Origin of the sequence: Pseudoalteromonas sp. SWYJ118 (assembly GCF_015864505.1) — a bacterium.
Lineage (GTDB): Bacteria > Pseudomonadota > Gammaproteobacteria > Enterobacterales > Alteromonadaceae > Pseudoalteromonas > Pseudoalteromonas arctica.
Window position 1 is genome coordinate 52,920 of sequence record NZ_JADYXC010000017.1, and the last position, 16,644, is coordinate 69,563.

The 16,644-nt window shown below is 40.2% G+C and carries 12 protein-coding genes; 4 read left to right on the forward strand and 8 right to left on the reverse strand.

The window, feature by feature from the left end; translation table 11 throughout:
- Positions 1 to 6: 6 nt before the first annotated feature.
- Positions 7 to 1,191: a tryptophan synthase subunit beta gene (trpB, locus tag I6F48_RS15145; RefSeq protein ID WP_010554212.1), complete on the forward strand. Its 1,185-nt coding sequence runs from the start codon at positions 7 to 9 to the stop codon at positions 1,189 to 1,191.
- The gene (gene trpA / locus I6F48_RS15150) at positions 1,188 to 2,009 is read left to right on the forward strand and encodes a tryptophan synthase subunit alpha (protein ID WP_197119745.1); all 822 of its coding nucleotides are present in this window, start codon (positions 1,188 to 1,190) and stop codon (positions 2,007 to 2,009) included. Before trpB ends, trpA begins: the two co-directional genes overlap by 4 nt.
- 106 nt (positions 2,010 to 2,115) lie before the next feature.
- On the opposite strand, the gene I6F48_RS15155 is transcribed toward trpA, so the two are convergent.
- Both I6F48_RS15155 and I6F48_RS15160 read right to left on the reverse strand, forming a co-directional pair.
- Positions 2,116 to 2,694, reverse strand: a complete 579-nt coding sequence (locus I6F48_RS15155; protein ID WP_007582489.1) for a type 1 glutamine amidotransferase domain-containing protein — start codon at positions 2,692 to 2,694, stop codon at positions 2,116 to 2,118.
- 464 nt (positions 2,695 to 3,158) lie between these two features.
- Positions 3,159 to 3,428 carry an HU family DNA-binding protein gene (locus I6F48_RS15160; protein ID WP_007375441.1) on the reverse strand — a complete coding sequence of 90 codons (270 nt, stop codon included), beginning with the start codon at positions 3,426 to 3,428 and terminating at the stop codon, positions 3,159 to 3,161.
- 191 nt (positions 3,429 to 3,619) lie between these two features.
- Between I6F48_RS15160 and I6F48_RS15165 the strand changes: the two genes are divergently transcribed.
- Positions 3,620 to 4,195 (forward strand): inner membrane-spanning protein YciB, encoded by a 576-nt coding sequence (locus I6F48_RS15165; protein WP_197119746.1) that lies wholly within the window; start codon positions 3,620 to 3,622, stop codon positions 4,193 to 4,195.
- A 65-nt stretch (positions 4,196 to 4,260) separates the two neighbouring features.
- Positions 4,261 to 4,902, forward strand: a complete 642-nt coding sequence (locus I6F48_RS15170; protein WP_197119747.1) for a CPBP family intramembrane glutamic endopeptidase — start codon at positions 4,261 to 4,263, stop codon at positions 4,900 to 4,902.
- A 77-nt stretch (positions 4,903 to 4,979) separates the two neighbouring features.
- On the opposite strand, the gene I6F48_RS15175 is transcribed toward I6F48_RS15170, so the two are convergent.
- From I6F48_RS15175 to prpC, 6 genes are all read right to left on the reverse strand, one after another.
- Positions 4,980 to 6,860 (reverse strand): hypothetical protein, encoded by a 1,881-nt coding sequence (locus I6F48_RS15175; protein ID WP_197119748.1) that lies wholly within the window; start codon positions 6,858 to 6,860, stop codon positions 4,980 to 4,982.
- Positions 6,861 to 6,869: 9 nt separating this feature from the next.
- Positions 6,870 to 7,961 (reverse strand): hypothetical protein, encoded by a 1,092-nt coding sequence (locus I6F48_RS15180; protein WP_024607186.1) that lies wholly within the window; start codon positions 7,959 to 7,961, stop codon positions 6,870 to 6,872.
- A gap of 62 nt (positions 7,962 to 8,023) precedes the next feature.
- Positions 8,024 to 11,056: a hypothetical protein gene (locus tag I6F48_RS15185; RefSeq protein ID WP_197119749.1), complete on the reverse strand. Its 3,033-nt coding sequence runs from the start codon at positions 11,054 to 11,056 to the stop codon at positions 8,024 to 8,026.
- A gap of 497 nt (positions 11,057 to 11,553) precedes the next feature.
- Positions 11,554 to 12,723, reverse strand: a complete 1,170-nt coding sequence (gene prpF / locus I6F48_RS15190; RefSeq protein ID WP_197119750.1) for a 2-methylaconitate cis-trans isomerase PrpF — start codon at positions 12,721 to 12,723, stop codon at positions 11,554 to 11,556.
- Positions 12,724 to 12,734: 11 nt separating this feature from the next.
- On the reverse strand, positions 12,735 to 15,344 hold the full coding sequence (acnD, locus tag I6F48_RS15195) for a Fe/S-dependent 2-methylisocitrate dehydratase AcnD (RefSeq protein WP_197119751.1): 2,610 nt from the start codon (positions 15,342 to 15,344) through the stop codon (positions 12,735 to 12,737).
- 129 nt (positions 15,345 to 15,473) lie between these two features.
- On the reverse strand, positions 15,474 to 16,598 hold the full coding sequence (gene prpC / locus I6F48_RS15200) for a bifunctional 2-methylcitrate synthase/citrate synthase (protein ID WP_197119752.1): 1,125 nt from the start codon (positions 16,596 to 16,598) through the stop codon (positions 15,474 to 15,476).
- Positions 16,599 to 16,644 lie beyond the last annotated feature (46 nt).

The window sequence follows — 16,644 nt, forward strand, 5'->3', positions numbered from 1 at the left end:
GTTAAAATGCAAAATCCAGCTTATTTTGGCGAGTTTGGCGGTATGTTTGTACCCGAGTTACTTGTCCCTGCGCTTAAGCAGTTAGAAAATGAATTTAACAAAGCACAAAAAGATCCTGAGTTTCAGGCAGAGCTAAGTAAATTATTAAACGAGTATGCGGGTCGCCCTACCCCACTTACTTTAACGCGCAATTTAGTTAAAAACCCAAAAGTAAAACTGTATCTAAAGCGTGAAGACTTATTACACGGCGGCGCACACAAAACGAACCAAGTACTTGGCCAAGCGTTACTTACTAAGCGTATGGGTAAAAAACAAGTCATTGCTGAAACCGGTGCTGGTCAACACGGCGTTGCAACCGCGCTTGCATGTGCACTACTGGGTTTAAAATGTCGTATTTATATGGGCGCAAAAGACGTTGAACGTCAGCAACCTAACGTATTTAGAATGAAGTTAATGGGCGCAGAGGTTATTCCGGTAACAGCGGGTTCTGGCACATTAAAAGATGCAGTAAATGAAGCGCTGCGCGACTGGTCAGCAAATTACCAAGACGCACATTACCTACTAGGTACAGCTGCGGGTCCTCACCCATTCCCAACAATTGTACGCGAGTATCAAAAAATTATTGGTGAAGAAGCTAAGCAACAAGTACTTAAAGCAGAAGGTCGTTTACCTGACGCTGTTATTGCCTGTGTTGGTGGTGGTTCAAACGCAATTGGTATGTTTACTGACTTTATTGACGAGCCAGGCGTTAAATTAATTGGTGTTGAGCCTGCTGGTAAAGGTCTTGATACAAATGAGCACGGTGCAACAATTTGTAAAGGCACTAAAGGCATATTACACGGTACTTATACGTATATTATGCAAAATGACGATGGCCAAATTGAAGAGTCTTACTCTGTATCAGCGGGTCTTGATTACCCAGCTGTTGGTCCTCAGCATGCATTTTTACACGAAACTGGTCGCGCTCAATACGTGGGTATTACCGATACAGAAGCGCTTGATGCGTTCCAGTCGCTTGCTAAAAATGAAGGGATTATTCCGGCACTTGAATCAAGCCATGCATTAGCTTATGCCCTTAAGTACGCAGAGGAGCTAACCGAGGAGAGTGTTATAGTGATTAATTTAAGTGGTCGTGGCGATAAAGATTTAGCACACGTTCACAATGTACTAACTGAAAGAGGTCAGCTATGAGCCAAGTAAAAACGGATCGTTACGGCAAAATGTTTGCAGCGCTTAACGAGCAAAAACAAGGTGCGTTTGTACCATTTGTAACGATTGGCGACCCAGGTAAAGAGCAAAGTATTGCGATTGTTAAAAGTCTAATTGACGGCGGAGCAGATGCGCTTGAGCTTGGTATTCCGTTTTCTGACCCAATTGCAGATGGTCCAGTAATTCAAAAAGCTAATATTCGCGCCCTCGATGTGCACATTAACACACAAGATTGCTTTGATATTATTAAAGAAATACGTGAGTATAACGCTGATATTCCAATTGGCTTATTATTGTATTCAAACCTTGTGTTTAAACGTGGTATTGAAGCATTTTATAAAGATGCAAAAGCAGTAGGCGTAGACTCAATTTTAGTGGCCGATGTGCCTCTGCATGAATCTAAAATGTTTAGAAAGTCAGCAATGGATAACGGTGTAGACCCAATTTTTATTGCAACACCAAATGCAGATGACGACACACTTCGCCAGTGTGCTTCGTACGGTCGTGGTTATACGTATTTACTATCGCGCGCTGGTGTTACCGGTACCGATACTAAAGCACAAATGCCAGCGGGTAACATTGTTACTAAATTAAAAGAATACCACGCAGCCCCTGCTCTTTTAGGGTTTGGTATTTCAACGCCAGATGATGTAAAAGCGGCTCTTAATGCAGGAGCAGCCGGTGCTATTTCAGGCTCTGCTGTGGTTAAAATTATTGAAGCTAACCTTAATGATTTACCAACAATGACCGCTCAGCTAAAAGCATTTGTAGCTGATATGAAAACAGCGACATCGCTTTAAGCTAACTAAGGCGTGTTTTATATGCATTAAAAAAGGGCATTTAAAATGCCCTTTTTTGTTTTTTAAAAATCAAACGCTATAGCAATATCCAAACGTTTTAAAAAAATTAGTGAGCTTGGTGTTTACCCTCTAAAATCTCTTCAATAAATTTAGCATTAAATGCTTCTAAATCGGCTGGGCTACGGCTTGTTACTAGGCCTTTATCTACACATACTTCTTGGTCAACCCAATTGGCACCTGCATTAATTAAATCGCTTTTAATACTTGGAAAAGAGGTAATGGTACGGTCGCGCAATTTATTAATTTCAGCTAGTAACCACGGAGCATGGCAAATTGCAGCAACGGGTTTATTTTTTTCTGCCCCAAAAAAGCCATCAATAAAAGCTTTAGCATCTTTATCTTGGCGTAAACTGTCTGGGTTAAATAAACCACCAGGAAGCATAAGCGCGTCGTAATCAGCAGGGTCTGCGTTTGTAACTAGTTTATCTACTGTTACTTTATCGCCCCACTTGTCTTCATCCCAGCCCGTAATTTGGCCTTCTTTAATTGATACTATTTCGATGTTTGCACCGGCATCAAGTAATGCGCTGCGTGGAGATAAAAGCTCACTTTGCTCAAACCCATCAGTGGCTAAAATTGCAATTTTTTTGCCTTGTAAACGCGTGCTTGTTTGTAATGTACTCATTGAGATCTCCTTATTTGATACCAACCTGCATAAATCTTTGAGCAATTTAACGAATTAAATCGCACTATAACGTCGTTAAAAACCTTTCATTTAGAACAACTAAATACGAAAAATTTTTGCCTAGTTCTAGCGTAATTTTCTTAACGTTCAATAGACCCCATATATAAGCGGACTGGTATTATTTAAAAATATGTTCGAAACACACAGTTAAACAGCATAATGCATGCCGATGGCAAGCAATTGAAAATAAAGGATTTAATGTAAGTGGGATTTATAATACCATGTAAATCATTTAGAGATTATGAATAATCTACATAGGTGCGAATTTATTTCCAGCTCATATAATTTAAAGCCACCAAACGCGAGGTGTAAAACCTCACCTACAACATATACCCGTAGGTGCGAATTTACTTCGCGCTCATGTAACTTATCTATCAATACGGGGTTTAAAACCTTAAATAGAATTAAAGTAGATCTTTTAACGCTTTAGCAGGCTTAAAAACCGCTTTATTAGCGCCTTCTATTTCAATTGCTGCGCCTGTTTGCGGATTACGACCGGTACGTGCTGGATAGTAACTCAATGCAAACGTACCAAAGCCATTAATTTGAACCTGATCGCCCTCAGAAAGCGATTTAGTAATTACTTTTTGCAAGCTTGAAAGCGCCGCTTGAGAATCTTTTTTTGTTAATTCACTTTTGTGTGCAATGGCAGCAACGAGTTCTGCTTTATTCATTTTAGGCTCCTAAATACACGCCAAATCAGTGTTGGTTAAGCGTGGGAATATGATGATATAAAAAATACCAAACCAAATTGGCAATAAAGCCACGCAGGCTAAGGGTTACAGGGCAACAAGTCAACCTTGTAGTTGTTAAGCTTTATGTGGTAAAAAGCCTTTGACTCTTTTTTGTATAATTTAGGTAAGCTATGCACGCATTAATTGAATACATCCCACTCATACTGTTTTTTGCAGTTTTTAAGCTAGTCGATATTTACTGGGCTACCGGTTTATTAATGGCAACTACGCTCATTCAAGTTGCTTATAGCTACTTTAAACATGGCTCTGTGCCTACTCGTCAGTGGATATTTTTTGGCATTGCTGCCGTGTTTGGTACGTTAACGCTAGTACTTCACGATGAGCAATACATTAAATGGAAAGCAACGCTGATATACGCAGGTTTAAGTTTAACGTTACTTATTAGCCGTTATGCACTTAAAAAAAATCTCGTTAAAAAAGCGCTTAGTTCAATACTCGAAAATGCTAATGATACAAAACAAGCCATTGTTGTACCTGAGCCTTTATGGAATAAGCTCAACCTAATGTGGGTTGTAATTACTGCTGGCATCGCAGCACTAAACATTTATATTGCATATAATTTTTCACTCGACTTTTGGGTTAACTTTAAAGTATTTGGTTTAATGGGTATTACTTTTGTGAGTATTTTTGTAACCATTATTGCCTTGTACAAATACCTCCCTAGTGAAGAAGAACCCGTAAAGTAAGCCCCCTCGTCATAAAAGTGTCGTCTTAGCTTGATAGCTTATTAAAAAAGTAAGTTGAGACGACCTTGAACGCCAATCAATATCGCTGGTTTGAATTTACCCTCATTTTTGTATTGCTACCCTTATTGGGCTTTGGATTGCGCGAGCATTTAGCTAATTGGCTTATTCCTGCGCTTATTATACTTATGAGTGTGTGTTGTATGTTGCTTCTTAGCGATCCTCATTTTAAGCGTTTTAGACTCACAAGCCTTGGGCAATTTTCTGCAGTTAAAAAGCGTGTGTTTAGCTTCTTTTTTTTAGGTGCGCTGTTCTCGGGGATGTTTTACGGGATTATTCATCAAGGTAACTGGTTTACCCTACCCCGCAACTCGTTTAATGATTGGCTTTTACTGTTGTTGCTCTACCCAATACTGTCGGTTATTCCTCAGGAGTTAATATTCAGAACCTACTTTTTTCATCGTTATAAACGAATTATGCCAAAAAAAGCCGTGCGTATAATAATTAGTGCAACTGTATTTGCGCTGGCGCATATTGTGTATGCAAATTGGATTGCAGTAGGTTTAGCATTTTTAGGTGGCTTACTGTTTGCTTATACCTACGCACAAAGCCGCTCAACCGTCGTGTGCGTTATTGAGCACAGTTTATGGGGGATATGGATGTTTACACTCGGGATCGGCAGCTACCTTGATTCAGGCGCATTTAACTAATATAACAAGCATTAAAAATCCGATACTAGAAAACTAATATCGGATTTTGAATATTTCTAAAACCACTTAACTAATGATTAAAATAACGATTCAAACTCACCATTTGGAAATAAAACACCAGGAATACCACGTACTGCTGTAACGTCAGCTATTTTAGTATCACCAAAATATAAACCGCCACTGTAATTACGGCCCTTTTGTTTTACATCTAACCAACGTCCATTTTCGCCTTTCGCTATTAGATTAATGTTGCCACTAACATCACGAATACGTAAATCTAGCGCACGGTTTTTTATACTAACAAATATATCTGTAGAGGTAAGTTCTGATAAGTTTTCAACATCGCCCACGTAAGCAAACTTAAAATCGCTTGCACCACTCAACGGAAAATCTAATTCAAAAGTAAATGCTAAATCGTCATTATCTTCACCAATAAAAGGCGAAGCCTCTACTGCTGTAATATGAAATGCAGTGCTCTGAATGTCACTTACGTAATCGCCATTAAAATCAAAAGTAGATAACGTCGTAGACTCTTCACCTAATGAATTAACAAAACGATTTAAGTTTAGTGACAAGTCACCTTCAAGTTTACCAGCTGCTTTATTGATAATTACATTGGTCGTTACCTGTGTAATACCTGTATCGGCTTCTGGGTTTAATTCACTTTGTGCATCTATGCCGTCAAATTGAATCAGTAGTTCACTTACATCTACACTTAAAACCGTAGCACCATTTGTGACTGTTGCGCTCATTACACCTTCAATTTTATTACCTAATACACCACTTACTCTAAATGTTGGAATTGATAAATCAATTGTTATAGGTAAATCATCATATGTGCCAGTTATAGCCCAAGTATAAGGTGATTGGCTGTAATCAATATCTAAGTCACGAAGTTTATATTGTCCTGATGGTGTAGAGCCATCAGCTAGTGGTGAATAATTTGTAATAACTTCGTTTAAAGCATTAGTAAGTGCATCAAGTGTTCTTTGTGTGTCTTCATCAAACGCACTTTCAAGCTCAGCGAATTTTGCGTCTAATTCATCTGAATAGCTTTTTTCTTGAAGTCTTGCTGCACCTATAATATTTCGTGTATCAACAAGTAACTCTCTTGAATCTAAGCTTTGAACTTCTGTTGAGCGAGCCTGCCAATTTGTAAATGTAGTTACACTTGCAATCGTTTGCTTAACTTGACCAGCTACATTTTGCAGTAAAGCATTACCTTGGTCGCTAAATAAGTTATCTGTAACATACTGCGCTGCTAAATCGCTATAATCTTGCCATGCTTGCTGGTCAGTCTCTAAGTTAGTAAATGCATTAAAAGCACTTTCAACACTAAACGAACTATCAGCAACACCAGCTAAAATTGCCGCGTAAGTAAATGCATTAGTAACCATTTCTGCTTCAACACTTGCATTTAAATTGCTGTGCGTTAAATGATAAAAAGGCGTGGCTGATAAACTAGCTTGCGTAGCACTAAAGCCTTCATCTGTAATTGCTTTACTCAATGGCGATAAATAAACCGTATTTACACCTGGTGCACTAAATGCATCTGCTTTGTAATTAAGAGTAACGGCTGTCAATTCTTGGTAGTCTATTAAACGGTTTGCGTTTAAGTCATTTACATCACCACGAACTGTTCTGCCACAACCTGTAAAGCGAGGACAAGGTAGAGCAGTATCACTCGGTATAAACTCAAAACTATTAAAAGTAAGTGGAGTTACACTTACACTCGCAGTATTGATGTTTTCGACTTCAATTGATTCTTGCACCACCCCGTCGCTATCTAAAACATTAAGCGTGCCCTGTGGTGATTGCCAATTAGATACATAAAAACTCACAGAAGAAGATGTAGCAATCTCACTCACTGCAACAGATTCTGAACTGTCACTGTCTGATGAAGAACCACAACCTACCAATGCAATAGCTACCCCTAAGGGTATAATTTGTTTTAACATCTTCATTCCTTAAAACTTAATGTTCACGTACCAATTCACATTAGCATAATAGGCTTTATCTAAATCTAGGCTATCAGTTTGTAAATTAAGACCAAAATACTCGTTTTCTATACCAACTAAAAATGCTTCACTTTTTGTCTCATAGCCTGCCTGTACTTTCCAATGATCCCAAAAGTGTATACGGCCTTTTAATTGGCTGAACGTGTCTTTGTCGTAACGTTTTAAAGTTAACTGAGTCGAAAATCGGTCGTTTATTCTGTAATCGGCAAATGCTTGTAGTCGCATTTCCATTTCTAAATCATGAGATACCGTATTTCCAAATGCAGATGTTTTTAATGAAACTGTTGGCTGAGTAATAATATCGCCGTTGTCATCTTCGCTAAATGGAATTTCAGTAGTTTGACCTTTTACAGAGCCGCTGTCTTCGTACTCTGTTTTATAGAGTAAATCTTTTACGCTAAAACCAACTTGAAGCTCATCATTTACTTGCCAATCAGCAAAAATATCTAGGCTATAGCCAAGCCCTTCAGGTTTTTGTGAAGGTGAAAACTTTTTAAATAATATGTCTTTTGAAAAGTTGTAATCGACAGTTACAGCGCCTTCAACTTCATCACTATAAATTTCACCATTTACAGTGGCATCTTGATAGTGCGAGCTGGCAAAAACAGAAAGTTTAGGTGTTATTGTTAATGCATTTTTATCTAAAAATTTAAAATCATAAGATACAAATACACCGTTAGACGTTGCTTGTTTAGCATCAAGGTAATATGTATAAAATCTATCTTCAAACTCTAGATCATTTTTTTCGGTATGAGTATATTTGGCTGTATCAGGATCAAAGTTAAGAACATAGTCGTAACGACTTTGTAAACCTACCTTAAAATTACCGTAGCCAACACCTACTTCAAATATATTATAGGTGAATGCACTGTCACCCGATTTTAATGGAGCATCAAAATCATCTACAAAGGCTTGTACTGGTTGTGCTTCTGTATAAATTTCTGCGTCAAAGTGGGTAAAAATTTGAAATTGGTTATCTGCGGAAGCAAGAGGAGAAATAAAAGCTGTTGAAAATCCTAACAAGAGAATTTTTTTTTTCATAATTTAATCGCTTTCTATAAAAAAAGGGAAAAGCGCTGCTTTCCCCTTTTATAGTTTAAATATTACTTAGATGAATCAATTAAATCAACATCAGTGTAATCAACTACGTCACCATCAATGTAAGTAATTGAAAGACCGTTTGTTGTTTTAGCTGCAGTACCAAAAGACATCATCATCTCATTGTACATAGCCATAACGTCACCAGTGTAACCTGCACTTTCATTACCAGTAATAGACAACGTGTAACCCATTGCATTATTTACTGTAATAGTTAAAGCACTTGCTTCTTCCATGTCGCTGTCAAGGTATGTAGTCATTACTTTAAAGTCTACATCACCAGAAACACCCTCTAATGTAATAGAGCCTGAATCTGTTGCATCATCAGCTGTAATACTTAACATACCAGTGAAGCCAGAATCACCATCCATGATTTCAACATGGTTAGCCGTTTCAGTCATTATGATTTCTGCATCATCTACATTGTCAGCAGTTACTGCGCCATCAAAAGTAAATACTAAACATGAATCGATTTGAGTAGCATCAATTGTACCGGCTGCAAAATCAACACAATCTGTAAGTGCTTGTGTTTGTGTAGCAGCAGTAACAAGCTCAACAGATACGTCATTCTCACCTTTTAATGTAGCGCCCCAAGCAACAACAAGCTTGTCGCCTTCATAAGAAGCCGCTGCATTAATCATCTCACCTGTAGTAGCATTGCTAAGCATTAGCGTAAGATCATCTAAGCTGTAAGTATAATCCCAATCTGCATTGCGAGTTGATGTGCCTGTACCTGAGTTATTACCCATTTCAGCTAATTCATCAATTACGTCTGCAAGAATGTCTGCTGCATCAGCAACTGCATCAGCACCAGTGCCTGTAAGCACAGTCATAGTCGATAATGACTCTGATGTAGCTTTAACAGAAGTTAGTACTTCAAGTTTTGCAACTGCAGTTTCAGCAGCAAGCTGTAGATTATAAGCTGTTACAAATTGCTCGCTAGCTAGTTCACCTTGAGCTACAGCAGCTGTTTGCATAGCTGTAAGCGCATCAATCATTGCTTGTGCGCCTTCGCCTTCAAGTTCTAGGTAGGCATTAGCAGCAACAAGTGCTTGCTCAATAGCAATTTCAAGTGCATCAACAGCAGCAGCAAAATCAGACGCAGCAGTAACGGCAGTCATTGCAAGCTCAAGAGCTTCTGTTGCGTTTGCAGCTGTATCTACCATTGCATTTTCTGCGTTAGCAAGTGCGCTAGTAGAAGCCGCTTCAGCTGTGTCTGCTACTGATTTTTTCTCATCAGCAACGTCTGCAGTGTCTTCAGCAACTAGTTTTGCAGCAGCAAGAGCCACATCAAACTCTGTAATCGCTGCTTCAGCTTCAGCTACTAGTGCAGCTAGTGCCGCGTCGTATGCAGCGGTGTCAGTTACAGCAACAGATGCATCTGTTTGCAACGATGTTGCAGAATCAAGAACTTGTTGGTAATCAGAGCTTTGAGTAACTAACGCTTTTGCAGCAGTTACATAGCCTTGTGATTTAACAAAAATAGAGTCTGCTTTAGCTGTTAAATCAGCCGTAGTAGCTTCATTTTTCAGTAATGTAACAGCGCTTACAAATGCAGCTGCGTTATCAGCTGTAAGAGCATCGCCACCCATTGCTTGAACATCTGCAAGTGAGCTTTGAGCTGTTTCAATGCTCATTTCTAATGCAGTAAGTGCAGTTTGAGAAGCAGTAACTTCTACTGTTAAAGCAGCTGCTAGAGCTGTATAAAAATCATCTCCAACTGTACATTCTGCACCAGTACAACCAATTACTTCTAGTGCTTTTTTAACTTTTACTGCAGCGGCTGCAAGGCTCGCATCAGTTGCTGCACCATTTTTAACAGCTTTATCTTTAGCAGCTTTTGCTTTTTTAGCAACATCAGCTGAGTTAGCAGCAAATGCAACTATCTCACCAGCAGTAGGAGCTGGGATTTTTGCTGCGAAAGCGGCTTCTAATGCAGTTTTAATGTCATCTTCAGTACCAGTAGCAATGGCAACAAAAACATTTGCAGTATTTGTAATAGCTGTTTGTAACATTGTCGCTATTGCTGCAATGCTAGCATCAGCATTACCTTTAAACTGGCCTGATTTAATACCAGCTTTAATGCTGCTCATTACATCACCAATTGAAGGTAAACCTTGAATTGAAGATGAAAGCTGTGCAATTGCTAAAATACCGTCAGTAAGTTCTTCTTCGCCATCAACATCACTTAAATCTACAGCGCCGCCGTTAGATAAATCACCAATAATAGCTGAAAGTAAAAGTGCAGCGTCTTGACCCATTACTTGTACAACAGTATCTAAGCTTGCTTTAGCAATTGCGTCTTCATCTACACTTGAACCTGAGTCAAGAAGAAGAGCCGCCACTAACGATGTTAAGAAAGTAACATTAGCTTTATAAGAAGCTTCTACATTAGCATCGCCTGCAGAACCACTTACTCCAGATGTATCTGCTTCAACAGCTGGAACAAATTTAACAACTGAAAGCTCTAGGTCAGTTTTGTACCATTCGCCAAACTCAATCGCAGTATCGCCATCATTTACGTCATCTTCTTCTGGCGCTACATCGTAATCGCCACAACCTACGTAAGCATCACAACGTAAAAAGCTATCATCGCCTTCTGCAGACGTTTTAACAGTAATGTAAACTGGTCCAGTAAAGTCATCATCTAAGTAGATGCTGTAACGGCCGCTTTCATCAGTTAATACTTCAGGGTTAGCAGCAATTTTACTTGCTTCTACTGCAGCATCAGCAGCACTTTGTGATAGTGCTTCTTCAGAAAAAGACTCTGCTTCTGCTGAAGCAGCTGAGCGAAACGCAACAGGAACGCTTTGACCAGATGCATCTAAAGTCATTACAGTTACTACTGCATTTTTCATTGAACCTTTAACTGCTTTACCAGTTACTTCAATGTTGAACTGTGCATCACCTGCTGCAGTAAAAGATTCTACCGGTGTAACAGGAATGTTTCTGTCATTGTCCGAACCACATGCTGTTAAGCCTAGTGTTAGTGCAACTGAAGCTGCAATAGGTGTAAATTTGATCGTACGCTTTACCATTTATTTCTCCTTGAGAGCCTGGAATGGGTATCTGAAATTAGTTTAGTAGATAGTAGTTTATGTAAATCTTTTATGTTTAAAAACGTAAAACAGGAACACAATCATAACCTTTGTTACCAGAACATTAAAAATACCATTAAGCTATATAGTTATGCTACATATTTATACATTTTATAGAAGTATTTATCTTATTTCACGGGCTACTTCTTTATCAGCATCTAAATTATTCAATAACCTGTAGACACTCATAAAGAACCATCACGTATTGATACAATATATCCACTTTATTAAATGAATATTACATATAATCTAGTTTGTTAATTATATACTTCAAGTAAATGCGATGGATGAAAGCTAAATAAGAGGGAAATTAGATGAATTAATGAAAAAGAACTGTTTATATCGAGGATTAACTAATTCTACTTTAGCTAAGCAAACGTTTAGATAAATTGTTTACTCAACTAAAGTAAATGTTTAGTTTGGTGTGATTTAGTCAGTTATTGCTGAGGAACTCTTACAACCCCTTCCATTAGTACACGTGCACTTCGGCTCATACTTGCTTTAGTAACTTGCCAATTACCTGCAGTATTTTTAGCTTCAGCACCTACTTTTAACGTGCCCGACGGATGACCAAAGTTAACTTCACTTAATGCACCACCACCAGCGGCTATATTTACGAGTGTGCCTTCAATCGCGGCAGCAGTGCCAATAGCAACAGCAGCTGTCCCCATCATGGCATGGTGCAGTTTACCCATCGACATAGCGCGTACGAGTAAGTTAATATTTGCAGCTTCAATAAGCTTTCCGCTAGACGCTTTATAATCTAAAGGCGATGCAACAAACGCAACTTTAGGCGTATGTTGGCGAGCTTGCGCTTCACTAATGTTAGTGATTAAGCCCATTTTAACAGCGCCATAAGCACGAATGGTTTCAAGCTTTTTAAGCGCTGCAACATCGTTATTTATATCGTCTTGCAGCTCTGTGCCGGTATAACCAATATCAGTGGCGTTAATAAATATGGTAGGAATACCTGCATTTATCATTGTTGCTTTTAAAGTACCAACACCGGGTACTTCTAAGTCATCAACTACGTTACCTGTTGGAAATAACGCGCCATCGCCATCGGCTGGGTCAATAAATTCAAGTTTTACTTCAGCTGCAGCAAAAGTAACGCCATCGAGCTCAAAGTCGCCGGTTTCTTGTACTTCGCCATTTGTCATGGGGACATGCACTAATATGCTTTTTTTAATATTAGCCTGCCACACACGCACAATAGCAACACCGTTATTAGGTACTCTGCTTTTATCGACCAAACCATTACTAATGGCAAAAGCACCCACTGCTGACGTTAAGTTGCCGCAGTTACCGCTCCAATCTACAAAAGGTTTATCTATCGCCACTTGACCAAACAAGTAATCAACATCGTGGTCAGTTTGCTCACTTTTACTTAAGATTACGGTTTTACTGGTACTTGATGTAGCACCGCCCATGCCATCCGTTTGCTTAGCATACGGATCGGGGCTGCCAATAACGCGCAGTAATAAATTATCGCGCGCCTCGCCTGCTACTTGAGCAGGCTTTGGCAAGTCAGTTAAATTAAAAAACACACCTTTACTGGTGCCGCCACGCATATAGGTTGCAGGCACTTTAATTTGCGGTTTAAACATAATGCTTGCCCTTATGCAGATTGTGCTGCTTCTAAAAAGTCTTGTGCAAAGCGTTGTAACACACCACCAGCCGCGTAAATAGAAAGCTCTTCTTGGGTATCGATACGGCACTTCATAGGCACAGTGAGTACTTCACCGTCTTTACGAGTAATACTTAAATTAACGGTGGCACCTGGTTTTAAATCGCCTGCTACATCGTACGTTTCACTGCCATCCAGCTTTAGAGTTTTACGCGTTGTGCCTGCTTTAAACTCAAGCGGTAAAACACCCATACCAATTAGGTTAGTACGGTGAATACGCTCAAAACCTTCAGCTGCTATTACTTCAACGCCTGCAAGTCTTACGCCTTTTGCTGCCCAATCGCGCGACGAACCTTGCCCGTAATCGGCACCAGCTACAATAATAAGCGGTTGTTTACGCTCCATGTAGGCTTCGATTGCTTCCCACATACGGGTATTAGTGCCTTGTGGTTCTAAGCGTGCGTAAGAGCCTTGCTTAACTTCGCCGTTTTCGTCCAGTACCATTTCATTAAGTAGTTTTGGGTTTGCAAATGTTGCGCGCTGCGCTGTTAAATGATCGCCCCGGTGCGTTGCATACGAGTTGTAGTCTTCCTCTGGCACGTTCATTTTGGTCAGGTATTCACCAGCAGCACTACTTGCCATAATTGCGTTTGATGGCGATAAATGATCGGTTGTAATGTTATCGCCAAGAACTGCAAGCGCACGCATACCGGTCATTGTGCGCTCACCCGCAAGTGCACCTTCCCAATAAGGAGGGCGACGAATGTACGTACTTTCTGGGCGCCAGTCGTAAAGTGGGTCGTTATCTTCACCGTAATCTACGGTTAAATTAAACATTGGCTCGTATACTTTTCTAAACTGCTCTGGCTTAACGCTTTGCTTAATTACTGCATCAATCTCTTCGTCTGACGGCCATAAATCTTTAAGCGTAATATCGTTGCCTTGTTGATCTTGCCCTAGTATTCCTTTTTCAATATCAAAGCGAATAGTGCCTGCAATGGCGTACGCAACAACTAAAGGAGGTGACGCTAAAAATGCTTGCTTAGCATAAGGGTGAATGCGTCCATCAAAGTTACGATTGCCCGAAAGCACCGCTGTAGTGTATAAATCGCGATCGATTACTTCTTTTTGAATAATAGGGTCAAGCGCCCCGCTCATACCATTACAGGTAGTACACGCAAAACCAACAATGCCAAAGCCAAGTAGCTCAAGCTCTGCTAGTAGGTTTGCATCTTCAAGGTATGATTGCACCGCTTTTGAGCCTGGTGCTAATGAGGTTTTAACCCAAGGTTTGCGCATTAAACCCTTAGCATTTGCGTTACGGGCAAGGAGTGCAGCGGCAATTACATTGCGTGGATTACTGGTATTGGTACAACTAGTAATAGCCGCAATAATACATGCGCCGTCTGGCATTAAGCCTTCTTCATTTTCAACAATGCCCGAAATACCTTCTTTAGCTAAATCGCTTGTCGATACACGGCGGTGTGGATTCGATGGACCCGCAATATTGCGCCCCACGCTTGATAAATCAAACTTAAGCACACGCTCATATTTTGCGGTTTTTAAGCTATCGCTCCAAAGGCCCGCTGTTTTTGCGTAGTTTTCTACAAGGGCTATTTGTTCTTCTTCGCGGCCAGTTAAACGCAAGTAATCTATTGTTTTATCATCGATATAAAACATAGCTGCAGTTGCGCCAAATTCAGGCGTCATGTTCGAAATGGTTGCTCTGTCACCAAGAGTAAGCGCATCAGCACCTTCACCGTAAAACTCTAAATAAGTAGATACAACACGTTGCTCACGTAAAAATTCAGTAATGGCGAGCACAATATCGGTTGCGGTAATACCAGGTTGGCGTTTGCCTGTTAGCTCAACACCGACAATATCGGGTAAGCGAATATAAGAAGCACGGCCAAGCATTACACTTTCAGCTTCAAGCCCACCTACGCCCACGGCAATAACGCCCAGTGCATCAACATGTGGTGTGTGGCTATCGGTACCAACTAAAGTATCTGGAAATGCAATGCCATCTCGATTTTGAATAACCGGCGACATTTTTTCAAGATTAATTTGATGCATAATGCCGTTACCCGGTGGAATAACATCAATATTTTTAAAGGCAGTTTTAGTCCAGTTTATAAAGTGAAAACGGTCGTCATTTCGTCTGTCTTCAATGGCGCGGTTTTTTTCAAATGCATCAGGATCAAAACCAGCATGCTCTACCGCTAGTGAATGATCCACTATTAACTGCGTGGGTACCACAGGATTCACTTTTGCCGGATCGCCGCCTTTAGCTGCAATTGCATCACGAAGCCCTGCTAAATCAACAAGTGCCGTTTGGCCTAAAATATCGTGGCATACTACGCGCGCCGGATACCAAGGGAAATCTAAATCTTGCTTGCGCTCAATTAGCTGATTAAGTGCATCGGTTAACATGGCAGGGTCGCATCGGCGTACTAGGTTTTCGGCAAATACACGTGATGAATAAGGTAGCGTGGCGTATGCACCTGGCTTAATTGCATCTACGGCTTCTTGGGTATCGTAGTAGTCGACATTTGAGCCCGGTAAGGGTTTACGGTATTGGGTGTTATTAATTATGGTCATGGTAAGGGTTCGCTAATTTGGTGACGGTGTTTGCTCACAGCTAGCGTGTTTAATGAAAAGTTTGAGAAAAACTGCTCGCTAGTGGCTATGTGCAATAAAAAAGTGAGCACATACGTGCTCACCCATTTTTTAACGTGACTCTATTGGTGTGTAACTACGTGCATCAGGGCCTGTGTAATCGGCACTTGGGCGGATAATACGGTTGTTAGCGCGTTGCTCTTTTACATGCGCAGTCCAACCAGTAACACGGCTCATTACAAATATTGGCGTAAATAATTTAGTCGGAATATCCATAAAATGATAAGCAGATGCATGGAAAAAATCGGCATTACAAAACAGCTTTTTCTCGCGCCACATAATCTCTTCACAACGAACAGACACAGGGTAAAGCACGGTATCGCCTACCTCTGCCGCTAGTTTTTCAGACCATTTTTTAATAATTACATTGCGTGGATCAGATTCGCGATAAATAGCATGACCAAAGCCCATTATTTTATCTTTACGTTCAAGCATGCCCATTACTTCTTGCTCAGCATGCTCAGCACTTGTAAAACCTTGAATCATATCCATAGCGGCTTCGTTAGCACCACCATGAAGTGGGCCACGTAGCGTACCAATCGCACCTGTTACACAAGAGTGAATATCAGAAAGCGTTGATGCACACACGCGACCCGCAAATGTAGAAGCATTAAACTCGTGCTCTGCGTATAAAATTAGTGATACGTTCATCACTTGTGCAAATAACTCGCTAGGTGCTTTGTCATGTAATAGCGTTAAAAAGTGTGCACCGACAGAGTCGTCATCTGTTTGAGTCTCAATGCGTACGCCATCATGTGTAAAGCGGTACCAGTAACAAATAATACTTGGGAATACAGCAACCATACGATCAATTGCATCATTGGCTTGGCTAAAATCAAGCTCTGTTTCAAGGTTACCCAACATAGAGCAACCTGTGCGCATTACATCCATTGGATGCGCGTCTTTAGGAATGTTTTCGAGCACGGTTTTAAGCGCATCGGGTAAGCCGCGTAAACTTTTTAGCTTTGCTTTATACTCAGCCAATTCGCTTGTTGTAGGTAACTCACCGCGTGAAAGTAAAAAAGACACTTCTTCAAACTGCGCTTTTTCGGCCAGTTCACTAATATCATAACCACAATACGTTAAGCCAGAACCACTTTGTCCTACAGTACACAATGCTGTTTGACCAGCTACTTGTCCGCGTAAACCCGCGCCACCTAATGCTTTATCTACCATGATTTTCTCCTATCTTAAATTTGTGTGTGATATCTGTTCTAATAAT

Bases quoted from the DNA above. Each gene is read 5' to 3' on its own strand.
- trpB (WP_010554212.1), top strand. From the start codon at position 7: ATGCAAAATCCAGCTTATTTTGGCGAGTTTGGCGGTATGTTTGTACCC.
- trpA (WP_197119745.1), top strand. From the start codon at position 1,188: ATGAGCCAAGTAAAAACGGATCGTTACGGCAAAATGTTTGCAGCGCTT.
- I6F48_RS15155 (WP_007582489.1), bottom strand. From the start codon at position 2,694: ATGAGTACATTACAAACAAGCACGCGTTTACAAGGCAAAAAAATTGCA.
- I6F48_RS15160 (WP_007375441.1), bottom strand. From the start codon at position 3,428: ATGAATAAAGCAGAACTCGTTGCTGCCATTGCACACAAAAGTGAATTA.
- I6F48_RS15165 (WP_197119746.1), top strand. From the start codon at position 3,620: ATGCACGCATTAATTGAATACATCCCACTCATACTGTTTTTTGCAGTT.
- I6F48_RS15175 (WP_197119748.1), bottom strand. From the start codon at position 6,860: ATGTTAAAACAAATTATACCCTTAGGGGTAGCTATTGCATTGGTAGGT.
- I6F48_RS15180 (WP_024607186.1), bottom strand. From the start codon at position 7,961: ATGAAAAAAAAAATTCTCTTGTTAGGATTTTCAACAGCTTTTATTTCT.
- I6F48_RS15185 (WP_197119749.1), bottom strand. From the start codon at position 11,056: ATGGTAAAGCGTACGATCAAATTTACACCTATTGCAGCTTCAGTTGCA.
- prpF (WP_197119750.1), bottom strand. From the start codon at position 12,723: ATGTTTAAACCGCAAATTAAAGTGCCTGCAACCTATATGCGTGGCGGC.
- acnD (WP_197119751.1), bottom strand. From the start codon at position 15,344: ATGACCATAATTAATAACACCCAATACCGTAAACCCTTACCGGGCTCA.
- prpC (WP_197119752.1), bottom strand. From the start codon at position 16,598: ATGGTAGATAAAGCATTAGGTGGCGCGGGTTTACGCGGACAAGTAGCT.